Raw genomic sequence first — 16,196 nt, 5'->3', positions numbered from 1 at the left:
ACACGGAGATGAAATTGTAAAACAAGATCCGAACTATGATAATTTTATATTATCTGGTCCGGATTTTGCTTTTATAAGAAACCCTATTCTGTTGTCAACTTATATTTTTGAATAAGTTGCTGTTTTTTACCGTTTAATTCAAATAATACAAGCAGGTGGTCATGATCTTTGCTGAAAAGAATAATCGGAATATAACTATTTGGCTTTTGGTTGTTTTTTGCTGTGGCGGGGATAATGTAGTTCTTGTAAAGTCCCTCCCAGAGCTGTCCGATTATTTTATCCGTATCCTGCTGGGAAAGAGAAGGCAGTGGTTTCGACTGATAAGTAGTCAGGCTTGTTAACGGGACAGAAAGATAGTTGCTACTGTCAATATCAAAATGTGTAAAAAGCTGATTCCAATGGAATATTAATTGCTGACGTGTCGTTTTTTCTAAAAGATTTAACCACTCTGCCTCATAATTATTTTGAGGTTTTTCGAAAGATTCTAATGCTGAGGTTGGAGAGTCAATAACATATAGCTGATCGTATGATAGATGTTGAATGCTTTGTATTGATTTATCTTGTTGATGCACTTCCCCGTGATGAAACGTAATAGCCTGAAAAAGGCTGCTATCTTCGTGGAATAATCTTTCTTTCATAATAATCGTATCTGTATCTTGCTTCCATTTACTGCGCACACCACGAAGTCTGCCATTATCAAATAAAAGGGAGGCATCTTGTCGTAAGTAGATTGGGCTGTCACTGATGGAAGTGGTTGCCCATTGTATTTCATATGAATCCTCCCCGTTTTCTGAAAATAACGTTATGTCTGTTTGTGTTTGCTCAAATTGCTGCGTTTTTGTTAATGGAAAATAAGTTATGGCTGGAAGTGTATTAGTTTTTACAATGTAAAGAATAATTGCTGTCGTTATAGAAACAATTAGAACGGAAAGATATCCCCATTTATTCATCAACTATTCACCCTTTAGAGTAGCTTGTCTACTCCATTGTATGAAACAGAATGGAAAGATATGTTATATGCATAGAAATCACCTCAACTTGTCAAACTACCATTATGAATAAAAAGAGTTGGGTGAAATTATGGCGGAAGAAAACAAAGAAAAGGTTATGTATGCCAGTTTTGATAAAAATGTAGCCTATCTAGCCAAAAGGCTAGGCGTGGATAAAAGCTTTGACATTATTCAATTAGATCTGGAATATGCTGGTAGACGAATGGCTTTATTTCTAATTGATGGGTTTGCAAAAGATGATATTCTCCATCTATTAATGAAATTACTTGCAAAGTTAGATAAGGAAGAAATTGAACCAGACCCTTTGTCTAAACTAATTAAAACTTATATTCCTTATGTAGAAATTGATCAAGTAGATGATCTAAAGCTGGCTGCAGATCAAATACTTGCGGGACCTTCAGCTCTAGTCGTAGAAGGAATTGACAAAGTAATTATGATTGATGCACGGACCTATCCGGCCAGAACTCCTGCCGAACCGGATTTGGAGCGTGTTGTAAGAGGATCAAGGGATGGCTATGTTGAAACCCTTGTCTTTAATACTGCCCTTACACGCAGGAGAGTTCGAGACCGTTCACTACGTATGGAATATACTCAGGTTGGACGTCGGTCTAAAACAGATGTCTGTATTTGTTATATTGAAGATATAGCAGATATGGAAAGAGTCAATCATTTAAAACATATTTTAGATAAAATTGATACAGATGGTCTTCCAATGGCGGAAAAAACAATCGAAGAATTTTTGAGTGGGAGGCATTGGAATCCTTATCCCACAGTTCGATACACAGAAAGACCGGATACAGCAGCATCTCATCTTTATGAGGGGCATGTATTACTTATTATTGACGGGTCCCCAAGTGTCATGATAACGCCAGCAACATATTGGCATCATCTGCAACATGCAGAGGAATACCGTCAAAAACCATTGGTTGGTGCATATTTAAGGTTAATAAGGTTTATCGCCGTATTCGCATCTATCTTCATTCTCCCGTTATATTATCTATTCTCTACAAATCCTGACCTTCTACCAGTGGGATTGGAGTTTATCGGTCCATCCGAAATGGGGGTCGTCCCGTTATTGGCACAATTTATAATTGCAGAAATAGGAATAGATGTGTTACGAATGGCAGCTATTCATACACCATCCTCGTTAGCGACTGCTCTAGGGTTAGTGGCAGCCATTTTAATTGGTCAAATATCGGTCGAAGTTGGTTGGTTTTCAAATGAAGTTGTTTTGTATCTTGCAGTAGCTGCTATTGGAACATATGCCACACCTAGTTATGAAATGAGTTTAGCGAATCGCTTAGTACGTATCTTCTTGCTAATCTGTACTTCCTTGTTTGGCGTGATGGGGTATATAACTGGGATAACACTGTGGCTACTCTATTTAGCCAGGATGCAATCTTTTCAAATTCCTTATTTCTGGCCATTTTTACCATTTTCATACCGGCCATTTCGGGATATCTTTGTACGGGCACCAATTCCATTAAAAAATAGAAGGCCAGCCTTTCTAAATCCGCAGGACCCCGATCGATAAGGGACTGCGGATTTTAATCGTATAGGTAATGTTGGCGCACAAATCAGGTTATGCTCCTGTTGACTCCCTGGTAATGACGGTATTCCTATTACATATAAAGTTTGCTATAATTAAATTTGGTGATTTTTATGAAAACAGTTTATGATGTACAGCAATTACTTAAACGTTATGGCTCGTTTATCTATACGGGAGATCGTTTGGGTGATTTAGAATTGATGGATATGGAACTTACAGAGTTATATAAATGGAATTTTATTAGCAATCAAGATTATACGTTTGCTAAATTGCTTTTACGAAAACAAATGGAGCAGTTAAAAAAAGAAACAGGGGAGAGCGATTCAAATGGGACAACGTGACTGGATTGTTGGCGTGGATGTTGGGGGAACGACAGTAAAAATCGGTATTATCTCCGCGGAGGGGGATATACAAAGTAAATGGGAAATTAAAACAGATAAAACAGATGGTGGTCAGCGTATTATGGATGATGTTTGGACGTCTATTGACCAAAAGCTTGCTGAAGCCGCAATTCCTGCCTCACAGGTATTAGGTATTGGTATGGGGGCTCCTGGGTTTATCGATGGAGAGACTGGTTATATATATGAAGCAGTAAATATTGGCTGGAAGGAGTATGATTTACCAGCACATTTGAAAGGACTTTCCGGACTGCCGGTGTTTGTGGAGAATGATGCTAATGTAGCCGTTCTCGGCGAGAATTGGAAGGGAGCAGGAAGACAAGAAAAAAATGTAATTGCCATTACACTTGGAACTGGAGTTGGTGGTGGTATTATTGCAAATGGAGAAATTGTTAACGGGGCAAATGGAATGGCTGGTGAAATTGGCCATATGACCATCGAGAAAAATGGAAAGCCATGCAATTGTGGCAGATATGGTTGTTTAGAGACCATTGCTTCTGCTACAGGGATCGTTAGACAAGCATTGGATATAATCAAAGCCGGTAATAGTTCTGGGATGCTTATGGAGCATTACCAAAAGCACGGAGACATTACTACGAAAGACATTTTTCAATTTGCAGCTGCAGGTGATAAGGAAGCGACATCCATTATCGAGTATACAGCCGATATTTTAGGCATGGTAATAGCAAATATGGGGACGATCATTAACCCTTCTAGAGTTTTGATTGGTGGTGGCGTTTCTAAAGCTGGTAATCAGTTATTGGATGAAATTCAAGCAGCATTTAACAAGTATGCACTGGAGAGAGTTAAAGAGATTTGTGGGATGAGAATTGCCGAACTGGGAAACGATGCTGGTATCATTGGTGCTGCTTTTCTTGTAAAACAAAAATTGCTTCATGTTACCTTCTAATGTGGACAAATCTCTATTATTCTCAAAACCTATTTAATTAATTGGTGATATATTGAAACTTTTATTATATGCAAAACGTCATATAGTTATATAGGTTTTTACAGAAAACATACATGCTTTTAACCTTGTGTTTATAAACTGAAAGCAGGGGAAATTTACATGAAGAAGATCTTGAGCGACATCACTCATTTAATCTCGGTAAATTTCAAAATCTGTAGAACATAGCTCATGGTTGTTTCATAATTTTTTATGCGAGAATTACACGGGCATACATGTGCGTTTTTGAATAAGTATAGAGAGGAAAGCAGGAGGAAACGGAAATGATGTTTAACCAAAAGAGAATACCTTTGTTCGTTATTGCTACTATTTTATTTGGAATAAAGACATATATCGTATACCGGTTTATGTTTAACATTGATTTAGAAAATATATTGCAAGAGATTATATTATTTATAAACCCTTTTGTTTCAGCTTTCTTGTTTTTTGCGGTTAGTGTATGGTTTAAAAAAACATCACGGCAAATGAAGTATATTCGCTATATGGCTCTAATTGCTACTGGTGTGATTTTTGCTAATATCGTGTTTTATCGGTCCTTTGCTGATTTCATAACGATTCCGCAGCTTTTTCAGGGAAGCAATGCTGCAGACTTAGGTGAGAGTATTGTCTCACTAATAAAGCCATACGATATTCTAATCTTTACTGATGTGGCGATTATTTGGTATTTAAGTAGAAATAGACTAGATAGCTTCATTGTAGACTTTTCAAGAAGAGGAAAAGTATTTGCCTTATCCATGTCATTTCTGTTGCTTGCAGGTAACTTTTTTCTAGCAGAAGTGGAACGGCCACAGCTTTTTACCAGAGCTTTCGACCGGGAATACCTTGTAAAGAATATTGGATTATTTAATTACCATTTATATGATATAGGAATTAACACGAAAGCAACTACCCAAAAAGTATTTGCAGATGGTAACGAAATTCCAGAAATTAAAGCGTATGTGGAAGAAAACATTAAAACAGATCAAAAATCAGATATGTTCGGTGTTGCAAAGAATAAGAATGTCATCTTTATAAATGCCGAGTCTTTACAAAGTTTTGTTATTAATGATGAAGTAAATGGTGAAGAAATTACCCCCTTCTTAAATAGCCTGACAGAAGATGAAGACACGTATTACTTTGAAAATTTTTATCACCAAACAGAGCAAGGGAAAACGTCTGATTCAGAGTTTTTAGTGGAAAACTCCCTTTATCCATTGTCTCGTGGGGCTGTATTCTTTACACAAGCCCAAAATGAGTACCGTGCCATGCCAGAAATTATGGGGAAAGCAGGATACAATTCGGTTGTTTTTCATGCTAATAACAAAACGTTCTGGAACAGGGACCAGATGTACGAAAGCCTGGATGTTGATAAATTTTACGGGGAAGAGGCTTATGAAGTAACAGAAGACAACTCTGTGGGCTGGGGACTTAAAGATAAGCCATTCTTTGAACAGTCGATTGATCATCTTCAATCATTAGATGAACCGTATTATTCTAAGTTCATCACTTTGACAAATCATTTTCCTTTTGAATTACCTGAAGAAGACAGGTCAATTGAACCGTATGATTCTAATTCAGCAACGTTGAACAATTACTTTCCGACAGTACGCTATATGGATGAATCAATTGAGCAGTTTTTTGCACAGCTGAAAGCTAATGGCTTGTATGAGGATTCTATTATTGTCATAATGGGGGACCACTATGGTATTAGTGCGAATCATAATCGGGCTATGAGTCAATATTTAGGTGAGGAAGAAATTACCCCATTTGACCAGACGCAGCTTCAACGTGTACCATTTTTTATCCATATACCTGGTCATGGAAAAGGGGAGGTTCGCTCTGAAGTATCTGGCCAAATTGATGTTAAACCTACCATATTAAATTTGTTAGGTATCGAACATCAGAATGACATTTATTTCGGAAATGATTTATTCTCAGAGGATAGAAAAGACTATATTGCTTTAAGAAACGGTGATTTTATAAGTGAGGATTATATCTTTGCAAGTGGTATTTGCTATGATCGTCAGTCTGGGGAACAAGTTAAGGAAGAGAGTGATGATTCGATTGATAGTTCGCTTGCTGAAGATTCAGCCTGCACACCAATTAAGAAACAAGTAGAGCAAGAGCTGGGTTATTCAGATGATCTTATTTATGGGGATCTATTTAGATTTATGGAATTTGAAAAATAACATTATGTAATTCAGAATATGGTGGGGTTAATCGTAGCATTTAGATAGCTAAGCATTAACCCTACGAAAAGAAATTAAAATGCCGAACGAAACTCTTAGCCAATTAGGTGATTTCCCCCTAAGGGCTTAAAAAGTCGTTCGGCATTTGCATTATTACGATTAATTATTCGTTCTTTCCCACTTAAGCAGAAATTTCGGTAATGATGGTTGCGATGGAAAAGAATCCAAAAACAGCTGCAGTCAGCGCTGAAAAGGCCAAAGCAAAGAAGTTCTTGTATTTGAGTTGTCGTATAACAGATACAACAGCAAGTAATGCAACCAATAAAAATAAAATAGCTAATACGATATGCACTTGGTTTTACCCCCTTGTTCAGTTCATAAAATTGATAAGTGAATTTCATTTATATTATTATGTAACTAACCAATATAATATTTATTTTATAGTATTTCACAACGATTGTCGAGAAATACCTGCCATTAAATTTACACAATTATGACTTTCTACAGGAGGGATAAATATGGAGATAAAAACATTACCATTAGGGCCACTAGGTACAAATTGTTATATATTACATACAACAAAGCATGCATTGATCGTTGATCCAGGAGGTAATCCGGAAAAAGTAATCGAACTCATGGAAAAATATAAACTGATTCCTAAAGCTATCTTGTTAACGCATGCCCACTTTGACCATATTGGAGCAGTACAAGAACTTAGAGAAAAGTACCAGCTGGGTGTCTACTTACATGCAAATGAGAGAGACTGGCTTCAAGATGCCTCTCTAAACGGTTCACTTCATTTTATTGGAGAACAAATTACTACCAATGAGCCAGATCACTTCTTTAAGGAAGGAGAAATGGAAATTGCAGGGATCTCCTTTCAAATCCTTCATACACCAGGACATTCTCCAGGAAGTGTTAGCTTTGTATTTCCAAAAGAATCTATCGTCGTTAGTGGTGACGTGCTATTTAGGCAGGGGATTGGAAGAACGGATCTAAGTGGGGGAGATATAGGAATGCTAGAAAGAAGTATTAAAAATAAATTGTACGCCCTTGATGACAGCTACACTGTTTATCCAGGCCATGGGCCGGAGACAACTATTAAATATGAAAAACAATATAATGCTTTTTTCCCGGCTTAGCTAATTTAAAAAACAGGGCACCTGTCAGTTGTTGACAGAAGCCCTGTTTCTTAATGTCCGAAACCAGGTACGAGTATAAATTCAGAGTACCATGTAAACCCGATAAAAAATACCGTACAATAAGCCCCGAATAAATACATATACATACGCTCAGATAATTTCAAATAACTTACTGCAAGGAAAAATGCCGTTTGAACCAGGAATAGAAGAGCTGCTCCATTCATACCTCCGACAAAAAACATGACGGTAAATATACCAGTCCAAAAGGCAAGCACGCGAAACATTCGATCCATGCTTCCCCCTCCTTCTAGGTAACCTTTTCATAGTTATTATAAACGACCTTCTGTTACTTGTAAACGAATCTTGCTAAACAAACATAATGTTTTCAAAATAAAGGAAATCTTTTTTTGCAAACGATACCAAATGTCCATTAAATCCTTATTACTTTTGTAGTGTAACCAAAACAGCATATGTTATAAGTAGAAGAAGGCCTTAATCGAACAAGCCTTCTAAAGCCAAAGTACTCTCAAAGCTTTTCACAGCATTTTTATCCGTTGTAATTGTAAAGGTTAGTCGGCTGAAAGCATCATCAATTTTCTGTAAATGAACAGCTACATTTCCATAAGGGAAAGTGTAAGTGGCAGTGTCAATTGTAGAGCCGTGCTCCTTTAATTCCTCTATTAGTAGTTGCCTGGACGCTTGATAAAGGGTTTCTATTTTGGTTTGTTCCAACTGAGTGTCTGTCATGGAGAGTTCATTTCGATATGCAGAAGTATTGTGAAATAGAAATACAAAGACGATGGCAATGATTAATAGCACTGCAGGAAGAACAAATCCTTGTTCATTTGTTGTAAAATACGATTGTTTTTTCATAGTTTTCACCATCAACCATTGTAACTGATATGGAAAAGCCGTAATCTAAAGGTCTAAAATGAATTGCTTCTACGTCTCGCAAATATATTTCATGTCCTGTTCCATTAACCCTGCGACGGATCAAACTACCGTATAACTCCAAGGTACTGCTTATCCCACTAAGAAGATTAAGCTGTATGATGCGTCCTGTATCCTTTAATTCATAGCTTATTGCCTGTTTAACATCATCCTGAACAAAGGTGAAGAACTGTTGGACAGATAGATCTTGTTCATAAAAAGAAACATCTGAAGACTTAAGTATGGTACTTAGTAAAGGAAGACATAAGGCTAGGAAGCTGACTGCTAACAGGGACTGAATCATCGTAAATCCTCTATCGTTTTTCAGGAATACCATATAAACAGATCGTTTCTGTTTCATTTCTAAAATTTCTCCAATCTGCACATCCTTTAATCAATTCGTCTTCTCGAGTAAAACGGTAAGAAATGTTAAGCGTCTGAACCGTTTCCTGATAGTGATAGGGAAGAGGGTGATCTTTAGCCCATAAAAATGGCTGTAAATTTTCGAATATCTGCTGGTTCACGTCTCTCCTTTCTTTAAGAATTTTACTTTCTGTTGCCAAGAGTTGAAAAAGCGGCATTATCGTAATCACCACAGTTGTTAATATTGTAATTGCAGTTAACACTTCGACCAAGGTAAAGCCCTTATTGTTTCTCAAGGTAAAACCTTCCCTTTCCAAATGGAAAGACCATTCGATAATGTTGGATAGGCCCACTTATGAAGAGAGTTCTTGGGTTTTTTATGTTCCCATTGTGATTGAAGTTGATCGTTCGGTTAGTTCTTGTATCAATGGTAAGGCCATCTGGATAGTCACGTATAATCTCGCTTTGTTCAGAACGAACCAGATAACTGTCCTCGTAAAACGTTATCCGGTTCATCCCTGTCGATATGGTTGATCGCTGTTGTATATTCATGACATCAGAAGCGAGTGTATTAAGAAACTGCTTTTCCTGCTGTTCCTTTAGGACTCTAAATTCTAAGGGGAATGCTATTAATGCCATTACACTAAGCATGCTCAAAACAACCAACATCTCTATAAGCGTAAAACCATCTTCTTTCATACACTTACCTATGAACTAGGTTCCGATACTTTGCCATCTGCATATCCTAACAACTCATTATTGGAGCAAGTTTTCTGTTCAGCAGTAATATAGTTATTCTCTACTAAAATGTCTAATGTTGCAGGGTATTCGCGTTTATCAAGATAATAAGCATCTACTTGAGCTTGTACAACAGCCACTAGTGCCTCACAACCTTTTGCATCTACTTCTTGGCTTTTGCCGCTAAGACTCGGAATGAAGAGTAATATTAAAATCGAAATAATCATTAACACAATTAACATTTCGATCAGTGTAAAACCACGGTTATTGTTAAACATCATCATTCTCCTTTAAATAGTTTTTATTAACTCGTACATGGGCCACATAATCGTAATATAAATAAATATTATGAACCCTGCTAACACTAGAAAAAAGACTGGTTGAACGTATGCCATTAGTTTAAGGGTTTTCCGCTTCATCTCTTCCATTGATACTTCTGTAAACATATCGAGGTCCAGTATTAAATGCTTTGTATTCGTTTCCTGGTTGAACAAAAAAGGAAGCTGTTTATCAATTAGAGGTAATGAATCAAGAAGAGAAGATAAGGAATATCCCTTGGATAGTTCTTTGTTTAAAAATGAAGCGTAATAAGAAATGATACGGTGTTTTTTTAAAGCACTCATTTGTTGCATGACTTCTGCGTAGGAAATACCCGTCTTAAGAAGCGAACTGAAATGTGCAGCAAAGGTCATGGAGGTTGAGGCTTTGCAATAAGTTTTGTATATCGGGATTCTCTGATAAATTTTAAGCAAGGTTGCGGTGGACAATCTATTTGTTACCAGTGGCCAGATGCAAATAATAAACAATCCTATAGCTACTATAGAGATTAATAAATAGATGAGATAATCTAAGAACAGCATAAATAAAACTAGCGTGGAAGAAGCTGAATTAGATTGGAAAAGGTTTGTGAAGGAAGGAAGTACCACCTGTTTCATTAGGTATAACAGAAAGCAAAATATAATGAAAAGGAGAAGAGGATAGCGTGTAATTTGCTTTATTTTTTTCATGTAATAAATACGATCATTAAATGTATCTGCTGCTTTTTTTACGCTCTCCTCAAGATTACCAGTTGTTCTGCTGAGGTAAAGATGATTCACAATATGAGGATCAAATAACGCTTTTTCGAATGCTGCATCAATTGGTTCTCCTGCCGCTAGTTCTGCTGTAATCGTATTAGCGGAAGTAACGAATTTATTCTCCCATTTTATTCGCTCCAATGCAGGCATAAGCGCATAGCCAATTGTTAATAAACGGTGCAGTCGAGATAGGAAAGCCAATTGAATGTCATGGCTTGGCCTGTAATTCTTGATAAACAGTTTTTGAAATAAAGCCATATGCATAAGCCTTCTTTCTTAAATGCTCAAACGAACAAAAGGAAACGCCTGTATTTCTATTTCTTTCGCGAATTGTTTTTTCTAATTGTCTGCCATCTAGCAATTCCATAATCGCAGCGCGCCGCTTTATGCTCCCGTTTATTTGGACTGGAAGCAATTCAAGCGAGGCAACTGCCAGTAACGATTGTTCTAAATCACTTTGCTTTAATCCCATTTCCAACAGTCTGTGCACGGTACCGATCGTATTTTTTGCGTGTAGTGTACTGAACACTAAATGTCCTGTTAAAGATGCGTCAAATGCAAATTTGGCTGTAAATGCATCGCGTATTTCTCCTACCATAATAATATCTGGATCATGTCTTAAAGCCGCCTTTAATCCCGCTTGATACGTAACACCAGCTTTTTCATTAACTTGAACTTGTAGCATATTATCCATCTTTCGTTCGATGGGGTCTTCTAACGTAATGGTTTGGTAGGATTTCTCATGAAGAATTGACTGGAGTAAGGCGTACAACGTGGTGGTTTTTCCACTGCCAGTCGGGCCAGTGAGTAGGATAATTCCGGCACGACTAGATACCCATTTTTTCAGCTGTTGCAACTGGTATGGAAACAGAAAGAGCTGGTCTAGTGTAAAATTTGTTTGTTCTGGGAGTAGTCGTATCGCTAAGCTTTCATGTTGCTTTACAGGGAGGGTGGATAACCTTAAGGATACTAATTTATCGGTAGTTTGGTGGGTAAGTGTTCCGTTTTGTGGTTTTCTTATTTCTCCAATATCCATACCCGAAGCAAATTTGTAATAAGATAACAAGGAGCGGTAGGTTGAAATGGGGAGGGTGGAATACAAAACACGTTTGCCATGAATACGGAAGTAAACATCGGTACCTGATTCAACGGGGTAAAAGTGAATGTCGGTGGCTAATTCGCGAAAAGCTTCTGTGAAAATTTTATCGGATAGTGCAGCAGCATGAGTCAAAAAGTTTCACCTCCTATAGCATCTTTTGCACCATATTGGTTTATTCGACGTAATTCGGAAGACTCCTGCTTTTTTCTAAATTTTTTTGTATAAAAAGAAATTAAATGGCCCAACCTAATTAGAACACTATCAATAGGGATGATGTACATGTCTGGAAATGATTATCTAAAATTTATGACAGAGCAAGTTGTTTCTTATATTGACCTACCGGCGGAGGAGCGGAAAAAAAGAAAGAAAAAGGAAAAATCCTCTAAACCTGCTTATAGTTCTCGTTGGCTGGGAGTACTTCCATTTGCATTAAAAGTTTTTTTTAGAAAATAGAAAAGAACGTTTCTTACAGTAACTGAAAAAGCGTTAGCTGAACAAAGCGAAAACGGACGATTACGGGATATTATTTTCCAATAAACCTGTGATCGTCCTTTTAATATGCTATTTACCGTATTCTCAATGTTTATCCCACCTTAACTGGCAGTAAGACCCCGGGGAACAACTGCCTGTAAAGGTCCGATTCGTTCAACTAACATTTGGTGGGGGGGAAGGAAGCTCCCACCAAATGAAGTTTCACTTTATAACCGTGTAAGATAAAACATTCCCCCATTAATTACCTCATACGTTATAACAGGCCGATATCTTTCTTCAATTTCTGCCATTTCCCTTTGCATTGTCTCTTTTTCAGTATCCATTTGGTCGACATAAAAATGTTCTAAGGTCAAAATATCTTCCTTCATGGCTGCTAAAGAAGCATCTGCCCAATCATGCGTTTGGTTTTTTATATAGTTATCAATTACTGCCTCCATTCGTCTGAAACCACTACTAAGGCGGATGATCGGCGAAATGGTATAACAATAATCTGATATGGTTTGTTGTAAGGGAATTGTTTTCAAAGTTTCCATCATCTCTGATCTCATCTCACCTGTCACCATTTGCAAACCTAATGAAAACATCTCTTCTTTTTTCTGTTTCCCTTTGTAGCTCACCTTTAAATTAATAACAAGCCATGGATATAAAGGTGTATTAACATGTGTGTCAACTCGCTGAAAAAGCTTTGTGTACCTTTCATGCTGTTTTAGATGCCGGAGGATTTGTTGGAGCCGAGGACTGCCAAAATGGATCCATTCTCCATTTTCTTCTCTTTTATTAGGATTTGTAATAAAAGACAACTGTTTTGGTTCACCTTCACGACCCATTTTCTTAATATAGTGCCAATAAAATGGTCTGTTCATTAAGGCTCTGTCCATTTTTTCCGTTAGCTGTATTTGGAGCACGCCATTTGTGTTTTCAAGCACTTCACAGTGATGTGCTTGGAAATAGGAAGCAAGAAAAGCGTTTAGATCGTTAATTGCCATATTGTTCCTCCTGTCTTGTCGATTCAATCGTATTGCTTAAGACATGGGAAAGATTATCAAGCTTTATTTTTGCTTCTCCCATTGATTCAGATTCGGAATAAATTAACGAAATTTCCTTTTCTATATTGGTAATTTCAAGCTCTGCTAAAATAGCGTCTAAATCTCCTATAACCTTTTCAAACAACTCAATTTTTTCATATAGTAAAGTCATTATATGTTCCTCTATTGTTCCTCGAATAGCAAAATTGTAAATGTGTACATCATTTTCTTGTCCATACCGATGAATTCTGCCAATTCGTTGTTCAAGTCGCATTGGATTCCATGGGAGGTCATAGTTAATCATATAGCTGCAAAACTGGAGATTGATTCCTTCACCGCCTGCTTCCGTTGCAATTAACACTTGAGCATGGTCTTTAAACAATTGGCGCATCCAATCCTTTTTACCTCTTTTAAAGCCACCACGAAAGGGAACAGAAGAGATACCGTGCTGCTTTAAATACCATTGCAAATACAACTGAGTAGCACGGTATTCTGTGAAAACGATTATTTTGTTATCACCAAGTTCCTTTATTAACTCAATGAGCTTTTCTGCTTTCTTATGGTGTGGAAGTATTTCAATTTTACTAGTGAGATGCTGGACAAATTCATTTGGCCCGTTTGTTTCTAGGAGTTTTGCTAAAGAAAGAAAACATGCTTCTCTGGAAGAACATAACTCTCTTAGGTACGTAATCTTCGCAAAAGAACTTTGGTGAATACTCTGTTCTAATAACTGGTACACTTCTTTTTCTGGATCAGAAAATTCCAGCCAGACTGTCTCTATTTTTCGTTTTGTATTTTTAATTACTGTTTCTGCTCTCGTATTCCGAACCATTACTTTTTGAACCAATTGTTTGAGAAACAGATCATCTTTCATTTTTGTACGGTCTTTGCCAAATTTATTTAGAAAGTCATCATAGTTTCCGAGATGACCTGGCTTTAAAATAGACACAAGGTTAAATATTTCCACCAGCTTATTTTGCACAGGTGTTGCAGTTAATAATAAGCAATATTTTTTCTTTAATAAACGTACAAACTCGTAATTTTTGGTTTTATGGTTTTTAAGTTTATGTGCCTCGTCAATTAGAATTAGATCATAATCAATATCAAGAATCTTTTCCCGATGGGGCGAACGCTTTGCCGTATCCATAGAGGATATTATGATGTCATACTCCTCCCAAGCATAATTTCTCCGATGCCCAATAGCAGGTATGTAGAATTTCTCATTCAGTTCTTTTTCCCATTGGTTTACGAGTGAAGCAGGAACTAGAATTAAAATTTTCTTGATCAAACCCCTAATCATATATTCTTTCATAATTAAGCCCGCTTCGATTGTTTTACCAAGTCCTACTTCGTCTGCAAGAATCGCCCGCCCGTTCATTTGTTCAATAACTTGTTGGGCGGTAGAAACTTGATGGTCCATGAAATTCACATGTGGTAAAAAATCAAGTGCCCGTAAACCGTGAAAATCTGGAGTCATTGTGGTTAGCTCGGCCTCATAAGTCATCGAAAACAATTCCCAGGATGATAAGGCCTCCCCTTTTTCAAGCTCTGAATTGAGTTGTTCGATATATTGTAAATCCTTCTGAACAGTAATTTCATTCATATGATACTTCCTTTTTCAAATTTATTAAGAGTTTCTTCATAATTTCTACTTTGCTCTTAATTTCTATGCTATAATGAATGTGAAATTAGAGCTTTCTCTGTAAGGTAGTACATAGTATATCCAACTTCAACTTTTTCATAAAAGCGAATGAATACATGGGGAGAGATTATCGTTCTATATTATCAGTTTGAAAGAACGATAACGCCGAAGGAGCAAGCAATCATGCGAATCTCTCAGGCAAAAAGACTCTTGTAGGACGCAACTCTGGAGAGAGTTTACATAGGTAAACCGCCCAAGAAGCAAATAGCTGTTATCAGTAAATGGGACAGCTGTGCAACTTTCTGGTCTAAGGACAGAGATTTCATTGTTTAACAGTGGAATCTCTGTCTTTTTTTATAGATATAAGTTGATATAAGTACATTTTACCTTGCTAGCAATGAACAGTTATTTACTGTTAGAGAGAAGCAGATGAAGATTATTCTATTTTTTTAGACTAGTTGGTGAAAAGGAGTGAAATTGATGGCTGAATTGAAGCGCACCCCATTATACCCGGAATATCAAAAAAGTGGAGCGAAAACAATTGATTTTGGAGGGTGGGATCTTCCTGTTCAATTTTCTAGTATTAAACAAGAGCATCATGTCACAAGAACGAAGGCAGGATTGTTTGATGTATCACACATGGGCGAAATACATGTCACTGGACCGAAAAGCCAAACATTTCTTCAAAAGATGACGACAAATGATGTTGCAAAACTTGTTCCTGGTCGAGCGCAGTATACTATTATGTGTTACCCAGACGGAGGAACTGTTGATGATTTTATTATCTATATGTTAGCTGAAAATGATTATTTACTTGTTGTGAATGCTGCAAATACAGAGAAAGATTACGACTGGTTGGTAGAAAACAACAATGAATCAACGGATGTACTTATTAAAAATGTTTCAGAGGAATACGTGCAGTTAGCATTACAAGGACCATTTGCGGAAAAAATTTTACAAAAGCTGACGGATACAGATCTAAGCGCTATTAAATTTTTCCGGTTTGACCAGGAAGTTAAAATTGGCAACATTCAAAGCACAGCTCTCGTTTCAAGAACAGGCTACACAGGGGAAGACGGTTTTGAAATTTACATTGAAAAAAATGCTGGTCCTGCTCTATGGAATCTTTTATTGAAAGAAGGGAAAGAGCAAGGGGTGGAACCGATCGGTCTTGGAGCAAGAGACACCCTACGTTTTGAGGCAAATCTAGCACTCTATGGACAAGAGCTTTCCGCTACGATTTCTCCAATTGAAGCTGGGTTATCATTCGCCGTGAAGGTAGATAAGGGAGACTTTATCGGACGTGATGTATTGAAGGAACAAGTCGAAAAAGGCGCCGATCGTAAGCTGGTTGGGATTGAAATGATAGATAAAGGGATTCCAAGACATGGTTATAAAGTCTTTTATGAGGGGGAGGAGGTTGGATTTGTAACATCTGGAACCCAATCACCAACCTTAAACAAAAATGTTGGCCTTGCACTTGTCAAGCGAGCGTATGCTAATTTGGATCAGCAATTAACGGTACAGGTAAGGAATCGTGCATTAAAATGTGTGGTGACCAAAACACCTTTTTATAAGAGAGAAAAATAGGGGAGGG

The 16,196-nt window shown here is 37.2% G+C and carries 19 protein-coding genes and 1 riboswitch; of the genes, 7 read left to right on the top strand and 12 right to left on the bottom strand.

What is annotated here, in order from left to right:
- Positions 1-83: 83 nt before the first annotated feature.
- Positions 84-950, bottom strand: coding sequence for a hypothetical protein (locus LG273_RS10685; RefSeq protein ID WP_379564449.1), 867 nt, complete (start codon positions 948-950; stop codon positions 84-86).
- A gap of 130 nt (positions 951-1,080) precedes the next feature.
- Here LG273_RS10685 and LG273_RS10680 point away from each other — a divergent pair, with 130 nt between their 5' ends.
- The 4 genes from LG273_RS10680 to LG273_RS10665 all read left to right on the top strand — a co-directional run bounded on the left by LG273_RS10680 (position 1,081) and on the right by LG273_RS10665 (position 6,092).
- The gene (locus tag LG273_RS10680; RefSeq protein ID WP_404453436.1) at positions 1,081-2,544 is read left to right on the top strand and encodes a spore germination protein; all 1,464 of its coding nucleotides are present in this window, start codon (positions 1,081-1,083) and stop codon (positions 2,542-2,544) included.
- Between the two features lie 128 nt (positions 2,545-2,672).
- Positions 2,673-2,900 (top strand): YqgQ family protein, encoded by a 228-nt coding sequence (locus LG273_RS10675; RefSeq protein WP_379564445.1) that lies wholly within the window; start codon positions 2,673-2,675, stop codon positions 2,898-2,900.
- A complete protein-coding gene (locus LG273_RS10670; RefSeq protein ID WP_404453433.1) occupies positions 2,887-3,867 on the top strand; it encodes an ROK family glucokinase in 981 nt (326 codons plus the stop codon). Before LG273_RS10675 ends, LG273_RS10670 begins: the two co-directional genes overlap by 14 nt.
- A gap of 320 nt (positions 3,868-4,187) precedes the next feature.
- Positions 4,188-6,092, top strand: coding sequence for an LTA synthase family protein (locus LG273_RS10665; protein WP_404453430.1), 1,905 nt, complete (start codon positions 4,188-4,190; stop codon positions 6,090-6,092).
- Between the two features lie 181 nt (positions 6,093-6,273).
- On the opposite strand, the gene LG273_RS10660 is transcribed toward LG273_RS10665, so the two are convergent.
- Positions 6,274-6,444: a DUF2759 family protein gene (locus LG273_RS10660; protein ID WP_379564439.1), complete on the bottom strand. Its 171-nt coding sequence runs from the start codon at positions 6,442-6,444 to the stop codon at positions 6,274-6,276.
- 166 nt (positions 6,445-6,610) lie between these two features.
- Between LG273_RS10660 and LG273_RS10655 the strand changes: the two genes are divergently transcribed.
- A complete protein-coding gene (locus LG273_RS10655) occupies positions 6,611-7,234 on the top strand; it encodes an MBL fold metallo-hydrolase (RefSeq protein ID WP_404453427.1) in 624 nt (207 codons plus the stop codon).
- A 50-nt stretch (positions 7,235-7,284) separates the two neighbouring features.
- Here the strand turns inward: LG273_RS10655 and LG273_RS10650 are convergent, their stop codons facing one another.
- From LG273_RS10650 to comGA, 8 genes are all read right to left on the bottom strand, one after another.
- Positions 7,285-7,527 (bottom strand): DUF2626 domain-containing protein, encoded by a 243-nt coding sequence (locus LG273_RS10650; RefSeq protein WP_379564435.1) that lies wholly within the window; start codon positions 7,525-7,527, stop codon positions 7,285-7,287.
- Positions 7,528-7,726: 199 nt separating this feature from the next.
- Entirely contained in the window at positions 7,727-8,107 is a 381-nt protein-coding gene (locus LG273_RS10645; protein ID WP_404453424.1) for a hypothetical protein, read from the bottom strand.
- Positions 8,076-8,525 (bottom strand): competence type IV pilus minor pilin ComGF, encoded by a 450-nt coding sequence (locus tag LG273_RS10640; RefSeq protein ID WP_404453421.1) that lies wholly within the window; start codon positions 8,523-8,525, stop codon positions 8,076-8,078. The genes LG273_RS10645 and LG273_RS10640 overlap by 32 nt, the downstream gene beginning before the upstream one ends.
- Positions 8,479-8,823 (bottom strand): type II secretion system protein, encoded by a 345-nt coding sequence (locus tag LG273_RS10635; protein ID WP_404453418.1) that lies wholly within the window; start codon positions 8,821-8,823, stop codon positions 8,479-8,481. The genes LG273_RS10640 and LG273_RS10635 overlap by 47 nt, the downstream gene beginning before the upstream one ends.
- Entirely contained in the window at positions 8,810-9,226 is a 417-nt protein-coding gene (comGD, locus tag LG273_RS10630; RefSeq protein WP_404453415.1) for a competence type IV pilus minor pilin ComGD, read from the bottom strand. Before comGD ends, LG273_RS10635 begins: the two co-directional genes overlap by 14 nt.
- Before the next feature lie 8 nt (positions 9,227-9,234).
- Positions 9,235-9,543, bottom strand: a complete 309-nt coding sequence (gene comGC / locus LG273_RS10625) for a competence type IV pilus major pilin ComGC (RefSeq protein ID WP_404453412.1) — start codon at positions 9,541-9,543, stop codon at positions 9,235-9,237.
- A gap of 12 nt (positions 9,544-9,555) precedes the next feature.
- Positions 9,556-10,599: a type II secretion system F family protein gene (locus LG273_RS10620; RefSeq protein WP_404453410.1), complete on the bottom strand. Its 1,044-nt coding sequence runs from the start codon at positions 10,597-10,599 to the stop codon at positions 9,556-9,558.
- A complete protein-coding gene (gene comGA / locus LG273_RS10615; protein WP_404453407.1) occupies positions 10,550-11,572 on the bottom strand; it encodes a competence type IV pilus ATPase ComGA in 1,023 nt (340 codons plus the stop codon). Before comGA ends, LG273_RS10620 begins: the two co-directional genes overlap by 50 nt.
- Positions 11,573-11,719: 147 nt before the next feature.
- Between comGA and LG273_RS10610 the strand changes: the two genes are divergently transcribed.
- Positions 11,720-11,893, top strand: a complete 174-nt coding sequence (locus LG273_RS10610; protein ID WP_404453404.1) for a YqzE family protein — start codon at positions 11,720-11,722, stop codon at positions 11,891-11,893.
- Between the two features lie 245 nt (positions 11,894-12,138).
- Here the strand turns inward: LG273_RS10610 and LG273_RS10605 are convergent, their stop codons facing one another.
- A complete protein-coding gene (locus LG273_RS10605) occupies positions 12,139-12,918 on the bottom strand; it encodes a YqhG family protein (protein WP_404453401.1) in 780 nt (259 codons plus the stop codon).
- The gene (locus LG273_RS10600; RefSeq protein WP_404453398.1) at positions 12,908-14,560 is read right to left on the bottom strand and encodes a DEAD/DEAH box helicase; all 1,653 of its coding nucleotides are present in this window, start codon (positions 14,558-14,560) and stop codon (positions 12,908-12,910) included. Before LG273_RS10600 ends, LG273_RS10605 begins: the two co-directional genes overlap by 11 nt.
- Before the next feature lie 147 nt (positions 14,561-14,707).
- Positions 14,708-14,819, top strand: a riboswitch (glycine riboswitch).
- Between the two features lie 260 nt (positions 14,820-15,079).
- Between LG273_RS10600 and gcvT the strand changes: the two genes are divergently transcribed.
- A complete protein-coding gene (gcvT, locus tag LG273_RS10595) occupies positions 15,080-16,189 on the top strand; it encodes a glycine cleavage system aminomethyltransferase GcvT (RefSeq protein ID WP_404453395.1) in 1,110 nt (369 codons plus the stop codon).
- The last annotated feature ends 7 nt before the right edge of the window (positions 16,190-16,196 follow it).

This window comes from Oceanobacillus kapialis (genome assembly GCF_044790185.1).
GTDB lineage: Bacteria > Bacillota > Bacilli > Bacillales > Amphibacillaceae > Oceanobacillus_B > Oceanobacillus_B kapialis.
The sequence above is the reverse complement of the archived record's forward strand: the minus strand, read 5'-3'. Positions and strand labels throughout refer to the sequence as shown.